The sequence below is a fragment of the Nonomuraea sp. NPDC049309 genome (assembly GCF_043196965.1).
Lineage (GTDB): Bacteria > Actinomycetota > Actinomycetes > Streptosporangiales > Streptosporangiaceae > Nonomuraea > Nonomuraea fastidiosa.
Window position 1 is genome coordinate 872,954 of the sequence record NZ_JBICSH010000001.1, and the last position, 13,769, is coordinate 886,722.

15 protein-coding genes are annotated in these 13,769 nt (G+C 71.7%); 8 read left to right on the plus strand and 7 right to left on the minus strand.

Annotation, left to right across the window (positions count from 1 at the left end):
- Position 1: 1 nt before the first annotated feature.
- Entirely contained in the window at positions 2-1,135 is a 1,134-nt protein-coding gene (locus tag ACGFIM_RS04190) for a 2-hydroxyacyl-CoA dehydratase (protein ID WP_393194307.1), read from the plus strand.
- Positions 1,123-2,466 carry a 2-hydroxyacyl-CoA dehydratase gene (locus ACGFIM_RS04195; RefSeq protein WP_393194310.1) on the plus strand — a complete coding sequence of 448 codons (1,344 nt, stop codon included), beginning with the start codon at positions 1,123-1,125 and terminating at the stop codon, positions 2,464-2,466. Before ACGFIM_RS04190 ends, ACGFIM_RS04195 begins: the two co-directional genes overlap by 13 nt.
- Here ACGFIM_RS04195 and ACGFIM_RS04200 read toward each other — a convergent pair.
- A complete protein-coding gene (locus ACGFIM_RS04200; protein ID WP_393194313.1) occupies positions 2,367-3,299 on the minus strand; it encodes a PaaX family transcriptional regulator C-terminal domain-containing protein in 933 nt (310 codons plus the stop codon). The two genes, ACGFIM_RS04195 and ACGFIM_RS04200, sit on opposite strands and share 100 nt — an antisense overlap.
- Positions 3,300-3,404: 105 nt before the next feature.
- Between ACGFIM_RS04200 and ACGFIM_RS04205 the strand changes: the two genes are divergently transcribed.
- The 4 genes from ACGFIM_RS04205 (at position 3,405) to ACGFIM_RS04220 (ending at position 7,325) form a co-directional block, all read left to right on the plus strand.
- Positions 3,405-4,325, plus strand: coding sequence for an SDR family oxidoreductase (locus ACGFIM_RS04205; protein ID WP_393194316.1), 921 nt, complete (start codon positions 3,405-3,407; stop codon positions 4,323-4,325).
- 1 nt (position 4,326) lies between these two features.
- Positions 4,327-5,208 carry an amidohydrolase family protein gene (locus ACGFIM_RS04210; protein ID WP_393194319.1) on the plus strand — a complete coding sequence of 294 codons (882 nt, stop codon included), beginning with the start codon at positions 4,327-4,329 and terminating at the stop codon, positions 5,206-5,208.
- Positions 5,208-5,666: a MaoC family dehydratase gene (locus ACGFIM_RS04215; RefSeq protein ID WP_364051998.1), complete on the plus strand. Its 459-nt coding sequence runs from the start codon at positions 5,208-5,210 to the stop codon at positions 5,664-5,666. Before ACGFIM_RS04210 ends, ACGFIM_RS04215 begins: the two co-directional genes overlap by 1 nt.
- Before the next feature lie 126 nt (positions 5,667-5,792).
- Complete coding sequence (locus ACGFIM_RS04220; RefSeq protein WP_393194322.1) at positions 5,793-7,325, plus strand: long-chain fatty acid--CoA ligase; 1,533 nt, start codon at positions 5,793-5,795, stop codon at positions 7,323-7,325.
- 80 nt (positions 7,326-7,405) lie between these two features.
- Here the strand turns inward: ACGFIM_RS04220 and ACGFIM_RS04225 are convergent, their stop codons facing one another.
- From ACGFIM_RS04225 to ACGFIM_RS04240, 4 genes are all read right to left on the minus strand, one after another.
- Complete coding sequence (locus ACGFIM_RS04225) at positions 7,406-7,792, minus strand: hypothetical protein (protein ID WP_393194325.1); 387 nt, start codon at positions 7,790-7,792, stop codon at positions 7,406-7,408.
- Positions 7,793-7,983: 191 nt separating this feature from the next.
- Positions 7,984-8,814, minus strand: a complete 831-nt coding sequence (locus ACGFIM_RS04230; RefSeq protein WP_393194328.1) for a carbohydrate deacetylase — start codon at positions 8,812-8,814, stop codon at positions 7,984-7,986.
- Positions 8,811-10,163 carry an MFS transporter gene (locus tag ACGFIM_RS04235; protein WP_393194331.1) on the minus strand — a complete coding sequence of 451 codons (1,353 nt, stop codon included), beginning with the start codon at positions 10,161-10,163 and terminating at the stop codon, positions 8,811-8,813. Before ACGFIM_RS04235 ends, ACGFIM_RS04230 begins: the two co-directional genes overlap by 4 nt.
- A 320-nt stretch (positions 10,164-10,483) precedes the next feature.
- Positions 10,484-10,879 (minus strand): hypothetical protein, encoded by a 396-nt coding sequence (locus tag ACGFIM_RS04240; protein ID WP_393194334.1) that lies wholly within the window; start codon positions 10,877-10,879, stop codon positions 10,484-10,486.
- 376 nt (positions 10,880-11,255) lie between these two features.
- On the opposite strand from ACGFIM_RS04240, the gene ACGFIM_RS04245 reads away from it, so the two are divergent.
- Complete coding sequence (locus tag ACGFIM_RS04245; protein ID WP_393194337.1) at positions 11,256-11,651, plus strand: STAS domain-containing protein; 396 nt, start codon at positions 11,256-11,258, stop codon at positions 11,649-11,651.
- A gap of 169 nt (positions 11,652-11,820) precedes the next feature.
- Here the strand turns inward: ACGFIM_RS04245 and ACGFIM_RS04250 are convergent, their stop codons facing one another.
- Positions 11,821-12,174: a helix-turn-helix transcriptional regulator gene (locus ACGFIM_RS04250; RefSeq protein ID WP_393194340.1), complete on the minus strand. Its 354-nt coding sequence runs from the start codon at positions 12,172-12,174 to the stop codon at positions 11,821-11,823.
- Positions 12,175-12,420: 246 nt separating this feature from the next.
- Between ACGFIM_RS04250 and ACGFIM_RS04255 the strand changes: the two genes are divergently transcribed.
- Complete coding sequence (locus ACGFIM_RS04255; protein WP_393194343.1) at positions 12,421-12,807, plus strand: STAS domain-containing protein; 387 nt, start codon at positions 12,421-12,423, stop codon at positions 12,805-12,807.
- Positions 12,808-12,814: 7 nt separating this feature from the next.
- On the opposite strand, the gene ACGFIM_RS04260 is transcribed toward ACGFIM_RS04255, so the two are convergent.
- Positions 12,815-13,507 (minus strand): hypothetical protein, encoded by a 693-nt coding sequence (locus tag ACGFIM_RS04260; protein ID WP_393194346.1) that lies wholly within the window; start codon positions 13,505-13,507, stop codon positions 12,815-12,817.
- Between the last annotated feature and the right edge of the window lie 262 nt (positions 13,508-13,769).

Sequence of the window (13,769 nt, forward strand, 5' to 3'; positions counted from 1 at the left end):
CGTGGTCACCGCACTGGCCGCGCTCGAGGAGGCCTACGCCCGGCGCGGCGCCCCGCCGCCCCGCAAGGACGGCCCGCCCGCGGGGAGCGGCCCGGCCGCGCAGCACGACCGGCCCGCCCAGGACGGCCCGGTGGTCGGATACGTCGGGGCGGACGTGCCGGTCGAGCTGCTGACCGCCGCCGGGATGCGCGCGGTGCGGCTGACGGGCGACCCGGAGTCCGGCTCCGCGCCCGGCGACCGCTACCTGGGACGCGGGGTGGACCCGGCGGCCCGCTCGGTGCTCACCCGGCTGCTCGAAGGGGCGTTCGGCGACCTGGACAAGGTGGTGGTCTCGCACGGCTCCGAGGCGTCGCTGCGGCTGTTCTACGCGCTGCGCGAGCTGCGCCGCGTGGAGCCGGAACGGGGGCTGCCCGAGGCGTACCTGGTGGACCTGCTGCACCTGCCGCACCGCACGACCGCCCGCTACAACCGGCGCAGGATCGGCGAGTTCGCGGCCCGGCTCGAAGCGTGGGCGGGCCGCCCCCTCGACCTCGCGGCGGCGGTGGCGGCGCACGACGAGCGCCGCCGGCTGCTGGCCGCCGTCGCCGAGCTGCGCAGGGCCGTGCCCGCCCGGCTCACCGGCCGCCAGTTCCTCGCGGTGGCCAACGCCGCCCTGCCGGTGGAGGAGCACGTCGCGCTGCTGCGCCGGCTGCTGGAGGAGGCGGACCGGCTCGGCGAGCATCGCGGGCGGCGGGTCTTCCTCAGCGGCAGCGACCACGACACCCCGCACGTGTACGAGGCCATCGAGGCCGAGGGCGACGTCATCGTGGGCGAGGACCACTCGTTCGGCGAGCTCGCCGTGACGGGTCCCGTCGGCGCGGCGAGCCTCGACGCGCTGGCCGAGCACTACCACCGCAACATACTGACCGCGCACCGGTCCACGCCGGGCGCGCGGGCCGCGTACGCGGCGGTGGCCGTCCGGCGCTGCCGCGCCGAGCTGTTCGTCTCCTACTGCCGCGCGTCCGACGAGGCCCCCGCCTGGGACTTCCCCGCCCAGCGCGCGGCCCTGAACATCCCCGCCGTGCTGCTCGAACGCCAGGAGTACGGGCGCGCCGACCTGACCGCCCTGCGGAAGGAGCTGCCATGCCCCCAGTGAAGCCCCCAGCGAGCTCGCGCAGCGTGAAGTCGCTCGCCACGGCGGCGGAGGCGGGCAGGCATCAGCGCGAATGGTTCGCCGAGCTGCGCCGCAGGGTCGCCGCGGGCGAGCCGTTCGCCCTGCTCAACGCGGACGTCCCGCACGAGATCTTCCGCACGATGGACATCCCGTACGTGGTGGGCCAGTGGTGGGCCTCCCTGGTGACCGCCAAGCAGCGCTCGGGGCACTACCTCGACCTGGTGCGGCAGCGCGGCTACCCCGACTACTCCGAGCAGTACAACGCGGTCACGCTCGGCTCCGCGTTCGACCCCGAGCCCGATGAGGGCCCGTGGGGCGGCCTGCCGAAGCCGGACATCATCGTCGGCGAGGCCACCGGCGACGTCACCCGCAAGATCTTCGACATCTGGGGGCACGAGCCCGGCGTCACGTTCTTCCCCTTGGAGAGCGCGGCGGAGAACGAGGTCCCGGTCAACTGGTGGGAGCTGATGCCGCACCGGTGGGAGGAGGCCGTCGGATCGGCCCGGCTCGACCTGCTCACCGCCGAGCTGGAGAACCTCGTCAGGTTCCTGGAGACCACCACCGGCCGGCGGTTCGAGGAGTCCCGCTTCCGCGAGGTGATGGCGCTGGTCAACGAGCAGGAGGAGTGGAACAGGAAGGCGCGCGACCTCATCGCCCGCGCCCGCCCCGCGCCGTTGAGCGTCGTGGACAGCATCCCCAGCGTCATGCTGCCGCAGTGGCACCGCGGCACCGAGTGGGCCCGCGACCTCGCGCGGAGCTTCTACGAGGAGGTGCGCGAGCGGGTGGAGGCGGGCGTGGGCGTCTGCCGCGATGAGCGGGCCAGGCTGATGTGGATCGGCCGGGGTCTCTGGTACGACATGGGCTTCTACCAGCGCTTCCAGGAGGAGTACGGCGCGGTCTTCGTCTGGTCGATGTACCTCGCGATCGCCGCCGACGGCTACATCCGCTACGGCGACGACCCGATGCGGGCGCTGGCGGCGCGCTTCGCCGCGTTCGGCGACCAGCTCTACACGCCGCCGTGGTCGAGCGAGTGGTACGTCAAGGAGGCCCGCCTGCACGGCATCGACGGCGTGGTCCACCTGGTCTCCGACGACCCGCGGGGCAGCTATTTCACCGCGAGGGCGCTGGAGTCGGCCGGTTTCCCGGTGATCGAGGTGCACGCCGACAACGTCGACACCCGCACGTTCGGCGGCGACGTGGCCGATCGCGTCGCTCAGTGGCTGGAGACCGTGGTGCTGCCGCGGGCGGGCTCGTCGCGGGCGTCGGCCGTCTCGACGATCTCCGACGCGAGCTTCGCCGCCGGCGGCTCGTAGAGGCGGGCGAGGCGGTGGAAGACCTGCTCGGCGCGGATCGCCGGCCAGTCGGGCGGCAGGTGCTCGGCGGGCAGGTGCGGGTCCTGCCGGATGAGCTGCAGCCAGTCGGTGTGCAGCAGGAGCTGGCGGGCGAGGTCGTCGGCGGCCTCCGGCAGCGGCCGCTCGGTGTCCCAGCGCTCCAGGAAGGCGCGGTAGCGGGCGGCGATCTCCTCGATGTCGAACGCCTTGCGGACGATGTCGGCCGACTCGGTGGGCGCGAGCGCCCTGGCCTGCAGCACCGTGACGTGGTCGGTCACCCGCAGGCCGCCGCCTTCGAGCGAGTCTTCGAGCGAGGCGAGGATGCCGCCGACGTCCTTGGTGCCCGGGGCGGCCCACAGGCCGTTCTGCAGCAGGCCGAAGCCGGCCCAGATGAGCTGGGAGCGCAGGTCGTGGCGGGTGGGGCGGAGGCTGTCGGGCAGGGAGAAGCCGACGAGCGTCCACGTGCCGTCCCACTCGCGGTTGACCGCGCCGGTCTCCCAGACGCGGCGGCGGCCGTCCTCCAGCACCTCCTCCGCGCGTCCGGTCAGCCCGAAGTACGTCTTGCGCCCGCGCCGGTGGCGCTCCAGCAGGTTGCGCTTGGCCATGCGGGCGAGCGTGGACCTGACGGCCTCCTCGGAGACGCCGAGGCGGGCGAACACCTCGATGAAGCTCCCGGAGTAGACCGCCGTGCCACGGCCCAGGACGTAGATCCCCAGGAAGCTGAGCAGCAGGGACTGCGGCCGCGCGGCCGAGGCCGCCTGCCGGGTGTCGTTGCCCGTGTCGTTGCCGGTGTCGTTGTCCTCGGTCCTCGTCACAGGACGAGCCTAGGCAGACCCCTAACGTTGGGCAAATCTTTGACGCCCGTCAGAAGAGTGACATATATTCGCATCCGTCCGCCTTACCACCTCAGGGGGAATCCCATGGATCTTTCCGGCAAGGTCGCCGTTGTCACCGGTGCGGGCCGCGGGCTCGGCCGCGCGTACGCCGAGGCGCTCGCCGCGGCCGGAGCGGCGGTGATCGTCAACGATGTGGACGCCGAGGCGGCGTCCGGGGTCGCCGCGGGCATCGCGGACCGAGGCGGCAGGGCGCACGCCGTCGCCGCCCCCGTGGGCTCGTCCGAGACCGCCGAGCGGCTGGTCGAGGCCGCGACCGGCGAGTTCGGGCGGCTGGATGTGATGGTGACCAACGCCGGCATCCTGCGCGACCGGGTGCTGTGGAAGATGTCGGACGACGACTTCGACGCGGTGATCGACGTGCACCTGCGCGGCACGTTCACCTGTGCGCGGGCCGCCGCGGTCAAGATGCGCGAGCAGGGCGGGGGCGGGCGGCTGATCCTCATCTCCTCCCCCGCCGGCCAGCGCGGCAACTTCGGCCAGACCAACTACGCCGCCGCCAAGGCCGGCATCGTCGCCATGGCCAGGACCTGGGCGATGGAGCTCGCCAGGGCGAACATCACGGTCAACGCGGTCGTGCCGGTCGCGGCGACCGAGATGACCAAGACGATCCCGGCGTTCGCCCCGGTCATCGAGGAGGCTGAGCGCACCGGCAAGCCGTTCCCCGAGTGGCTGCGCAAGGACGAGGGCATGGGCACCGTCGAGGACGTCGCGGGCCTGATCGTCTTCCTCGCCTCCGATGCCTCCGCCGGGATCACCGGCCAGGCGATCGGCATCGGCGGCGACCGCCTCGCGCTCTGGTCGCACCCCGCCGAGAAGGCCGTCGCCTTCCGCGACGGCGGCTGGACGGCCGACGCCATCGCCGAGTCCTGGCAGTCGGGGGTCGGGGCCGAGCCCGAGACGTACGGCATCCCCGCGCCCAAGGCGCCCGCCGGTCAGGGGGCCTGACATGGCGATCGACGTCGCGGACCTCGTCGCGATCGACGTCCACACCCACGCCGAGATCTCCAAGGACGGCCACCGCTCGCTCAGCCCCGAGCTGTTCGGCGCCTCCGAGGAGTACTTCAAGGCCCACGGCCACCGGCAGCCGACCATCGCGGAGACGGCCGCGTACTACCGCGAGCGCAAGATGGCCGCCGTCGTCTTCACCGTGGACGCCGAGCACGCCACCGGCCACCCGCGCATCTCCAACGAGGAGGTCGCCGAGAGCTGCGCCGAGCACGCCGACGTGCTGATCCCGTTCGCCAGCGTCGATCCCTGGAAGGGCAAGGCGGGGGTGCGCGAGGCGCGGCGGCTGGTCGAGGAGCACGGCGTGCGCGGCTTCAAGTTCCACCCCAGCATCCAGGGCTTCGCGCCCAACGACCCCATGGCGTACCCGCTGTACGAGGCCATCGAGGAGCTGGGCGTGCCCGCCGTGTTCCACACCGGGCAGACCGGCATCGGCGCGGGTGTGCCCGGCGGTGGCGGCATCCGGCTCAAGTACGGCGACCCGATGCTGATCGACGACGTGGCCGTGGACTTCCCCGAGCTGCGCATCATCCTCGCCCACCCGTCCTTCCCCTGGCAGGACGAGGCCCTGGCGGTGGCCGTGCACAAGCCGTACGTCTACATCGACCTGTCCGGCTGGTCGCCCAAGTACTTCCCGCCGCAGCTGGTGAGGTACGCCAACTCGCTGCTGAAGGACAAGGTGCTCTTCGGCTCCGACCACCCCGTGATCACCCCGGACCGCTGGCTGAGCGACTTCGACAAGCTCGACATCAAGCCCGAGGTCCGCCCCAAGATCCTCAAAGAGAACGCCGCCCGCCTGCTCGGCCTGAAGGAGAACGCCTGATGACCATCACCGCGCACGGACTGTCGGAGATCAAGGCCCTGGCCGGCAAGGACCTCGGCCACACCGGCTGGCTGGAGATCACCCAGGACCGCGTCAACACCTTCGCCGACGCCACGAACGACCACCAGTGGATCCACGTCGATCCGGTCAGGGCCGCCGAGGGGCCGTTCGGCGGCACGATCGCGCACGGTTACCTGACGCTGGCGCTGCTCATCCCGCTCTTCGGGGAGCTGCTGGAGATCCAGGGCGTCAAGATGAGCATCAACTACGGCCTGGACCGGGTCCGCTTCCCCGCCCCGGTCAAGGTCGGCGCGCGGGTGCGGCTCGGCGGGGTCGTCGCCTCCGTCGAGGACGTGCCCGGCGACGGCGTGCAGATGCACCTCGACTTCACCGTGGAGATCGAGGGCTCGGACCGGCCCGCCTGCGTCGCCCGCGCCATCTACCGCCACTACGCCTGACCCCGCACCCGTTCCTCCTGATCCCGCCCGACTCCGCAGAACACCGCCGTCCCCGACCCCTGACCGATCCCCTGGCCTGTTCCACCTGATCCTGGCCATCCCCCGCCGACAGGAGGCCGAACACCGATGCGCAACGCCGGACTGGGATGCTGGCCCGCCCGCCGGGCCAGGATGACGCCGGAGCGGACCGCGTTCATCTTCGCCGACAGGACCGTCACCTACGCCGAGGTCCACGACCGGACCACGCGGCTGGCCGCGCAGCTGCGGGCGTCAGGGGTGCGGCCCGGCGACCGGGTCGCCTACCTCGGCCGCAACCACGTCGCCTTCGTCGAGACGATGTTCGCCGCCCACATGCTGGGCGCGATCTTCGTACCGCTGAACTTCCGGCTGGCGGCGCCCGAGGTCGCGTACATGCTGCGCCATTCCGGCGCGGACGTGCTGGTCTACGCGCCCGAGTGCGCCCAGGTCGTCCGCGCGCTGCCCGGCGACGCGGCGCGCCCGCGCGAGATCGTCGCGCTCGCCGACCCTGGGCCCGGCGAGCGGCACTACGACGACTGGCTCGCGCAGGGCGACCCCACCCCGATCGACACCCCCGTACGCCTGGACGACCCCGCCCTCATCCTCTACACCTCCGGCACGACGGGGCGGCCCAAGGGCGCCGTGCTCACCCACGGCAACCTGATCTGGAACTGCTACAACCTGCTGCTCGGCGTGGACGTCACCAGCGACGAGATGACGCTGATCAGCGCGCCGCTGTTCCACGTCGCCGCGCTCAACCAGACCCTGCTGCCGACCTTCCTCAAGGGCGGCTGCTCGGTGCTCATGCCGTCGTGGGAGGTGGACGCCTGCTACGACCTCATCGAAGAGCACGGCATCACCTGGATGTTCGGGGTCACCACGATGTTCGCCGCGTTCGCCCGCTCGCCGCGGTGGCCGGATGCGGACCTGTCGTCGCTGCGCCACCTCATGGCCGGGGGCGCGTCGGTGCCGGCCGCGCTGATCCGTACGTACCAGGAGCGCGGCCTGGTCTTCTGCCAGGGATACGGGCTCACCGAGACCGCTCCAGGCGCCACCTTCCTGGAGGCGAGCCAGAGCGCGCGCAAGGTGGGCTCGGCGGGGGTGCCGGTGTTCTTCGCCGACGTACGGGTCGTGCGCGCCGACGGCACCGACGCCCCGCCGGGCGAACCGGGCGAAGTGCTCATCCAGGGGCCGAACGTGACGCCCGGCTACTGGCGCGACCCCGACGCGACGGGCGCCGCGTTCACCCCCGACGGCTGGTTCCACTCCGGCGACGTCGCCGTCCTGGACGAGGACGGCCACCTGTACATCGTGGACCGGGTCAAGGACATGTTCATCTCGGGCGGGGAGAACGTCTATCCGGCCGAGGTCGAGGCGGCGATCTTCGAGCATCCGGCCGTCGCCGAGGTGGCCGTGCTCGGCGTTCCGGACGCCAAGTGGGGCGAGGTGGGCCGGGCGTTCCTGGTCCTGCGCCCCGGCGCCCAGGTCACGGCCGGAGAGCTGCGGGACTTCCTCCGGTCGCGGCTGGCTTCGTACAAGATCCCGGTGTACGTCGACGTCGTGGACGAGCTGCCGAAGACCGGCTCCGGCAAGATCCACAAGCCCCGGCTGCGCGATCTCCCGCTCCCCGTCCCCCGGTGACGCGATCAGCGCCGCCCCCGGGTCGCCCCTCGGGCGCTGCACGGCCTGCCGCCGGTCGCTCGGCGAGACGCCTCACGAGATCAGCCCGAAGCCCTTGATCGCGCGTGCGAAGTGGGCGCTGAGCTCGGCGTCGATGCGCTCGGACACCTCGGCGGTGAGCAGCCCGTCCCCGGGTCCGGGGCGTCCGTACGGTCGCGGGCGGCCGCCCGGATCTCCGCCGCGCTCTGCCCGCGCAGCGCGGCGGCCTGCACCGGAGCGAGGACCGGCAGGCCGAGCACCGCGCCCAGCCCGCGGCCCTTCGTGCCCATGCCGGCGTCGGCGCCGGACGGGGTGCCCGCCGGACCGAGGGTGGCGCCGATCCGCGTGTGCGCGTCGGAGCGTCCCGGCGCCTCCTCGCCACGCAGCAGCGACTCGCGCCAGACGGCGAGGCGGGCGTTCGCCCAGATGATCCAGCACCCCACGGCCATGAACGCCAGGGTGAGCGCGTGGACGACGAGCGAACTACGGCTTCACCACGGCCGACGGCGGCTCGTTCTTCCTGTTCGCCATGCTGAACGACACGCAGCACGTCAACCAGGTGCTGAGCGAGGCGGTGCTGGTGCCCAAGGGCGCCGACACGATTCAGGAGGTCGGCGCGAACTGGTTCTCCTGACCCCGCTCAGCTCCACCAGCCGGGCACGACCTCGACGTCCTCGCGCTCCAGCGCCGCGTGCCACACGGGGTCGCGCAGCAGCCGCGCCTCCCACGTGCGCACGACGCCGTCAGGGCCGGTGACGGCGTCCTCGCGGGAGGGGTGCAGGAACAGCTCGCTGGTGCCCTCGGGCAGATCGGCCAGGCGGCGCAGGTAATCGTCGCGGAGCCGTTCGTACGCGCCGAGGTCGGCGGCCGTGCGGCGGTTGGTGGCGATCGTCTGCGGCAGGGCGACGCCGAGCGCGTCGGCGAGCGCGACGGCGCTCTCGTGGGCGGCGGCGAGCGGCGGCGGCAGCGGCCCGCCCATGTACGGCTCCGGGTCGCGGGGCAGCCGGAACGCCAGCCCGTGGCGGGCGCACCACTGGAGCGTCTCGGCGAGGAACGACCTGCCGTGCAGGCCGTACACGGTGCCGGCGTGGGAGTCGGCCGCCACGGGCGCGAGGTCGCGCTCGCGCATCCAGGCGAGCTGGGCGCCGGCCTCGCCGATGACGTCCTCGGCCTGGCCGCGCGCGGCGAAGGCGAAGGGGTCGTCGGTGAGCGTGCCGTCGGGGCCGGCGAGGCTCGCCGCGCCATTGAGCGGCCGCCAGCGCGGCACCCCGCGCTCGCTGGTGAGCGTGATGTGCAGGCGCGGCAGCACGCCCAGTTCCCGCATCCGCCGCGCGGCCCGCTCTGCCTCCGGCGAGACGCAGATGAGCGTGGTCGCGCTGATGTGTCCCTCGGCGAGCAGGGAGGCGATGACCTCGGTCGTGCCGGGCTCGCGCCCGAGGTCGTCGGCGGTGATGACGACGCGGCGGCTCATTGCGGCTGCTCCACCTCCGGCTGCTGCTCGGCGGGCGACTCGATCGGGACGGAGATGAAGCGGGCGGCCACCGCGCCGATCGCGGTCAGCACGAACGGATAGACGCACAGGTAGACGCGGAACGCCAGCCCGGGATCGCCGCCGGGGTCGTCGCCCGAGTTGTAGCCGAAGAACACGCCGAGCGAGGTGAGCGCGAGCCCGGTCACCACGCCGTTGAGCCGGCCGAAGAAGCCGAACGCCGACAGGAACAGCCCTTCGCGGTGCTCGCCGTTGCGCGCCGCGTCGGCGTCGAGGACGCGCGCGACGATGAGGTCGTTCGTGGCGAGCATGCCCGACCAGCCGGCGCCGACCAGCACGCCCGCGGCGATCGCGGTGACCAGGCCGGTGGCGAAGAACAGGGCGGCGAAGCCGGCCGCGAGCACCGCGAACGCCAGCCGCCACGTCCACAGCGCGCCGCGGCGGGCCACGACCCGCGTCCAGGCGACCAGGCCGCCGGCCGAGACGAGGATGACGATGCCCTGCAGGTAGAGGCTGTGGCTGACGGGGAGGCCGAGCGAGTAGCGCACGTACAGCTGGATGCCGGAGAGCACGAGCGCCATGGCGACGCCGTAGCAGGCGCCGGTGAGCCCGACCGTCCAGAACAGCCGGTTGCGCAGGATCGACCGGACGCTGCGCAGCAGCAGCGGGCGCTCGCGGGTGGCGTAGCGGGGGTTCTCGCGGGCGCTCAGCGCCATGAACACGATCACGGCGGCCGCGACGACGCCGTAGATGATCGCGGTCGTCCTGAAGCCCTGGGTGGAGGTCTCGGTCCCGAACACCTTCGTGGTGAGCAGCGGGGTGACCGCCAGCGAGATCACCAGCGCCACGAGCTGGAACCCCTGGCGCAGGCTGTTGGCGACGGCGCGATCGCGCTCGCGCGGGTAGAGCTCGGGCAGCAGCGCGCCGTAGTTCGCGTTCAGCATCGAGTCGAAAGCCTCGCACAGGATCGCGAACACCGCGAACCACAGCAGCAGGCCCATGCCCTCCAGCGACTCCGGCACGAAGAAGAACGCGATCATGCAGGCGGCCAGCATGGGCGCGCCGACCAGCAGCCACGGGCGGCGGCGGCCGAAGCGGGTGCGGGTGCGGTCCGACAGGTGGCCGAGCACCGGGTTGTCGATCGCGTCGATGACCGCGTAGATCACCATCACCACGCCGTAGGCGCGCACGTCGAGCCCCAGGATGTCGACGTAGAAGAGGATCATCGACCCCTTGATCATGTTGATCGGGATGGAGGTGCCCAGCATTCCGACGGCGTAGCGCCAGGCGGGGGTCCGTCCCGGGGAGGGGGCCGGGCCGGGGAGTGCCACGCGATCACCTTCCTTGCCGTTCGCGACTGCGGCGCCGTTGCGCTGCACGGCGACACGTTCGCAGGCCGAGGCGAACGGCGGGTGATGCGCGGGGCGGGCCGGACGTCGTAAGACAGTGTCGCGCTCGGGGGTCGCGAGCAGGTCACGGCTTTCACGCGCACGCGGTCGGAAGACGGGGGCCCGAGGCGGCGCGGGGCGGGGTCGCCAAGGCACGGGCCCGGGGCAGCCGGGAAAGGCCGGCTCGGCCCGGACGCGCGAGCGCCGCCGTGCGCTCCCTGCGGAGCTCATCGGCGGCGCGCGCTTGTTTCGGATTCGGAACGTCAGATCGCCAGCAGGTCGAACCCGCCGTCGGCGAGCGCGCCGGTGCTGGTGTTGTGGACGTTGACGGTGATCGTGTTGTGCCGCCAGCAGGTGGCGGACGGGTTACGGTAGGCGATGCTCGGCAGCCTCCGCGGTTCGCGCGGGGTGAGCTGGATGAGCGTGTGGGGCGCGGACACGTGGTGGCTCAGCTGGATGCAGTACTTGCCAGTGCCTGCCCGCCACGACCGCACGACGTTCGTCCCGTTGTTCAGGCTGCCGTCGGAGTTGATGATGGCCGCGGCCGTGTCGTAGAAGTCGGCCGGGCTCGTGGACTCGGCCTGCGCGGGAGAAGCCGCAGCCGCGATGAGACCGGCGACCGTCAGAGCGAAAGCGCCTGACACAGTACGACGGAGCATGTGTTTTCCTTTCGTTCGCGTCCCGATAGGAAGCAAGAAAGAAAGTAAGACCGCCCCAGCCGCGACGCCGCGCGCCACCCCGACAAAGATGATCAAGAAACCTTGGTCGTTCGCAAGAGAACCCGTGACCATCCGGCGAGGGACATCGGTTCCCCACAGCCTGGGCAGGCGATTACATGGGGAATCCGCGTGCTGGTAAAACGAACGTTTCCGGGTCCTCCCTTTTGTACCTCAGGAACATTCGCGCACCGCTTCCGCGGCCATTCCGGCCGCCCCCTGAATTTACCTTCGAGTGCGCCTTCGCATACCCCTGTACGGCCGTCCTCCGCGCCGTTACCGTAGGGCTGCGAACTTCTCGTGGTGGGGGGAGGTGCCCGTGCCGGAACTGACGTTCGCCACGCAGCGGCTGCCCGGGGTGAGCGTGATCTCCGTGGCGGGCGAGATCGACGCCGTCACGGCCGTACTGCTCGACCAGCGGCTGCGCGCGACCCGCCGCACGCCCCATGAGCACCTGGTGATCGACCTCAGCGACGCCCACTTCCTGGGCAGCGCCGGGCTGCGGGTCCTGCTCAACACGCACGCCTTCGCCCGTCAGCACGGCGGCACCCTGCGCCTGGCCGCGCCGCATCCCCGGCTCGCGGCCATGATGCGGATCACCCGTGCCCATACCGTGCTGCACGTGCACGACACCGTGGAGGAAGCGGTCTTAGCCGCGCTGCGGCTGCCCGCTCCGGCGGCCGCGCAACCGGCCATCGAGGCGGCGCCGTCGTAACGCGCCGCCTGCGGACGTCCGCCCGTTGAAGCCCGCCTGCTGAAGCGCGCCCGTTGAAGCGCGCCCGTTGAAGCGCGCCCGTCGATGCCCGCCCGCTGAAGCGTGCCCGTCGATTCTCGTCCGTTGAAGCCCGTTCGTTGAAGCCCGGGCGGCGCTGCCCGGCGTGGGCTCATTCGTCGGCCTTCGCCTCCTCCTTGGCCGGGGCGGTCTCTCCCGGGTCCGGCATGTCGTGCTGGGTGAACATGTCGATGAGCAGGCGGACGGGCAGGTCGGCCTCCGTGGGGTACCGGAACCGGGCGTCGAGGTTGAGACTGTACTCGTTGCGCCGGCCGACGCGGTCGATGGTGACGTAACCGGCTTGCTGCAGGTCGGAGACGATGCCCTGGACGGCGCGCTCGGTGATGCCGATGCCGGCGGCGATGTCGCGGACGCGCGCCCGCGGATTGCGCGCGATCTCGACCAGCACGCGGGCGTGGTTGGTCAGGAAAGTCCAGGAGCTGGGTCGGTTCGCGGACGTGCTCACGAAATCTCTACTTGTACCAGATCAGGTGGTTCACGGCGCGCTCCCCACCCGGACGGGTCCCGAACCCGGTTCTCGCACGCAGGGACGCCCGGACACCAGAGACGCTTGAGGACCGGACCTGAGGCAGCGGGGGAACTCAAGGCCATCGCCCAAAATCATACGAACAGCACTTCCGGTATTGCAATTCGCGCATTAGGCTGCAGAGCCTGAGACGAACGTCGGACCGACCTCGCCCGGGAGGACGCCATGCACGTTCACATCGCTCACCGGCCCGGCGGCAGCCTGGCGCGCGCCGCATCGCCCCTCACCCTCGAACACCGCCGGCACGCCGCGGGCCTGGTGATCACGGTGCTGGGCGAGGTGGACCTGACCAACTCCGCCGTGTTCGAGCAATACGTCCGCGAGCACGCCTCACCCGGTGACCGGGTGGTGCTCGATCTGACCATGCTGACGTTCATCGACAGCAGCGGCCTGCGCGCCCTGGAGCACCTGCACGTCGACCTGCGGCACGGGGGCGGCTCGCTGCACCTGAAGGGCGTCCACGGAGTGCTGGCCCGGCTGCTGGACATCACCGGCCTGCTGCCGATGCTGAACATCGAGAGCTTCACGGACTCCAGGCCGCCGGGCCGCTAGAACCAGCTCAGCCGACCGACACCGAGAAACTCCGCGTCTGGAAATCCAGGCCGCCGCTAGACGAGGTGATCTCGTACCCGAACTGCACGTCGCCCAGCGTCACGTCGCCGAACCAGTTCCTGTCGCGCAGCCAGGTCAGCACGGCCTTGATGTCCACGGTTCCCGCGTAGGCGTTGCCCTGGCGGACGAAGGAGAACACCTGGTTGGACCCGTTGGAGCCGCGGTAGACGTCCCAGGAGTGGCCGCCGGCCGAGGTGCTGGTCTGGTACGACCCGAGCGGCCCGACCGGGCCGTACTTGTTCATCCAGAGCATGATCTCGTAGGTGTGGCCGTCGCACCAGATGTCGTACGCGGTCGCGTACGCCCCGGCGTTCGGCACCGACACGTCGAACCGGCTGGTCACGCTGCCGAGGGAGCTGATGCGGCGGTTCACGTTCCTGGTGGCGTTGGGGTAGGACTTGACGCCGCCGGTGTCGGGATGGTTCGCCCAGACGCCCCAGTCGCTGTACGAGTTCGCCCAGATGGTCTGCGGGCCCGCGCCGCTGCCCCAGATGTTGTTGTAGAGCGTGTAGCCGCCGTTGGTCCAGGTGCCCCACTGGTCGGACGACGACCAGACGGCGGCCTGGGCCGGCTGGGCGAGCACGGTGACGAGCGCGACGATCACGGAGACGGGGATGAGGAGGCGGAGCTTGCTGAACATGGTCTCCCTTTCCGCTGGGGTCCACCCGCCGGCACCTGTCCGACGGTGTCGCCGGACGACTGTCGAAGCGCTTCGACAGTCGTCCGGCGAACAGCAGCCGGGTTCCGGCGGGGAGGTGGAGCCACCGTAGATCCGTGTACGCGAGATGGAAACCGCGACGGGCAAGCCCTCCTGACAGCCCCAGGTCAAGCCCGGCCGCCCATGAAACTTTCACACGTTGTGAGGCCTTCGCCCCTCGGAGGCCGTACGCGACCGGACGACT

Bases quoted from the DNA above. Each gene is read 5' to 3' on its own strand.
- ACGFIM_RS04195 (WP_393194310.1), top strand. From the start codon at position 1,123: ATGCCCCCAGTGAAGCCCCCAGCGAGCTCGCGCAGCGTGAAGTCGCTC.
- ACGFIM_RS04205 (WP_393194316.1), top strand. From the start codon at position 3,405: ATGGATCTTTCCGGCAAGGTCGCCGTTGTCACCGGTGCGGGCCGCGGG.
- ACGFIM_RS04210 (WP_393194319.1), top strand. From the start codon at position 4,327: ATGGCGATCGACGTCGCGGACCTCGTCGCGATCGACGTCCACACCCAC.
- ACGFIM_RS04215 (WP_364051998.1), top strand. From the start codon at position 5,208: ATGACCATCACCGCGCACGGACTGTCGGAGATCAAGGCCCTGGCCGGC.
- ACGFIM_RS04220 (WP_393194322.1), top strand. From the start codon at position 5,793: ATGCGCAACGCCGGACTGGGATGCTGGCCCGCCCGCCGGGCCAGGATG.
- ACGFIM_RS04225 (WP_393194325.1), bottom strand. From the start codon at position 7,792: ATGGCCGTGGGGTGCTGGATCATCTGGGCGAACGCCCGCCTCGCCGTC.
- ACGFIM_RS04230 (WP_393194328.1), bottom strand. From the start codon at position 8,814: ATGAGCCGCCGCGTCGTCATCACCGCCGACGACCTCGGGCGCGAGCCC.
- ACGFIM_RS04240 (WP_393194334.1), bottom strand. From the start codon at position 10,879: ATGCTCCGTCGTACTGTGTCAGGCGCTTTCGCTCTGACGGTCGCCGGT.
- ACGFIM_RS04255 (WP_393194343.1), top strand. From the start codon at position 12,421: ATGCACGTTCACATCGCTCACCGGCCCGGCGGCAGCCTGGCGCGCGCC.
- ACGFIM_RS04260 (WP_393194346.1), bottom strand. From the start codon at position 13,507: ATGTTCAGCAAGCTCCGCCTCCTCATCCCCGTCTCCGTGATCGTCGCG.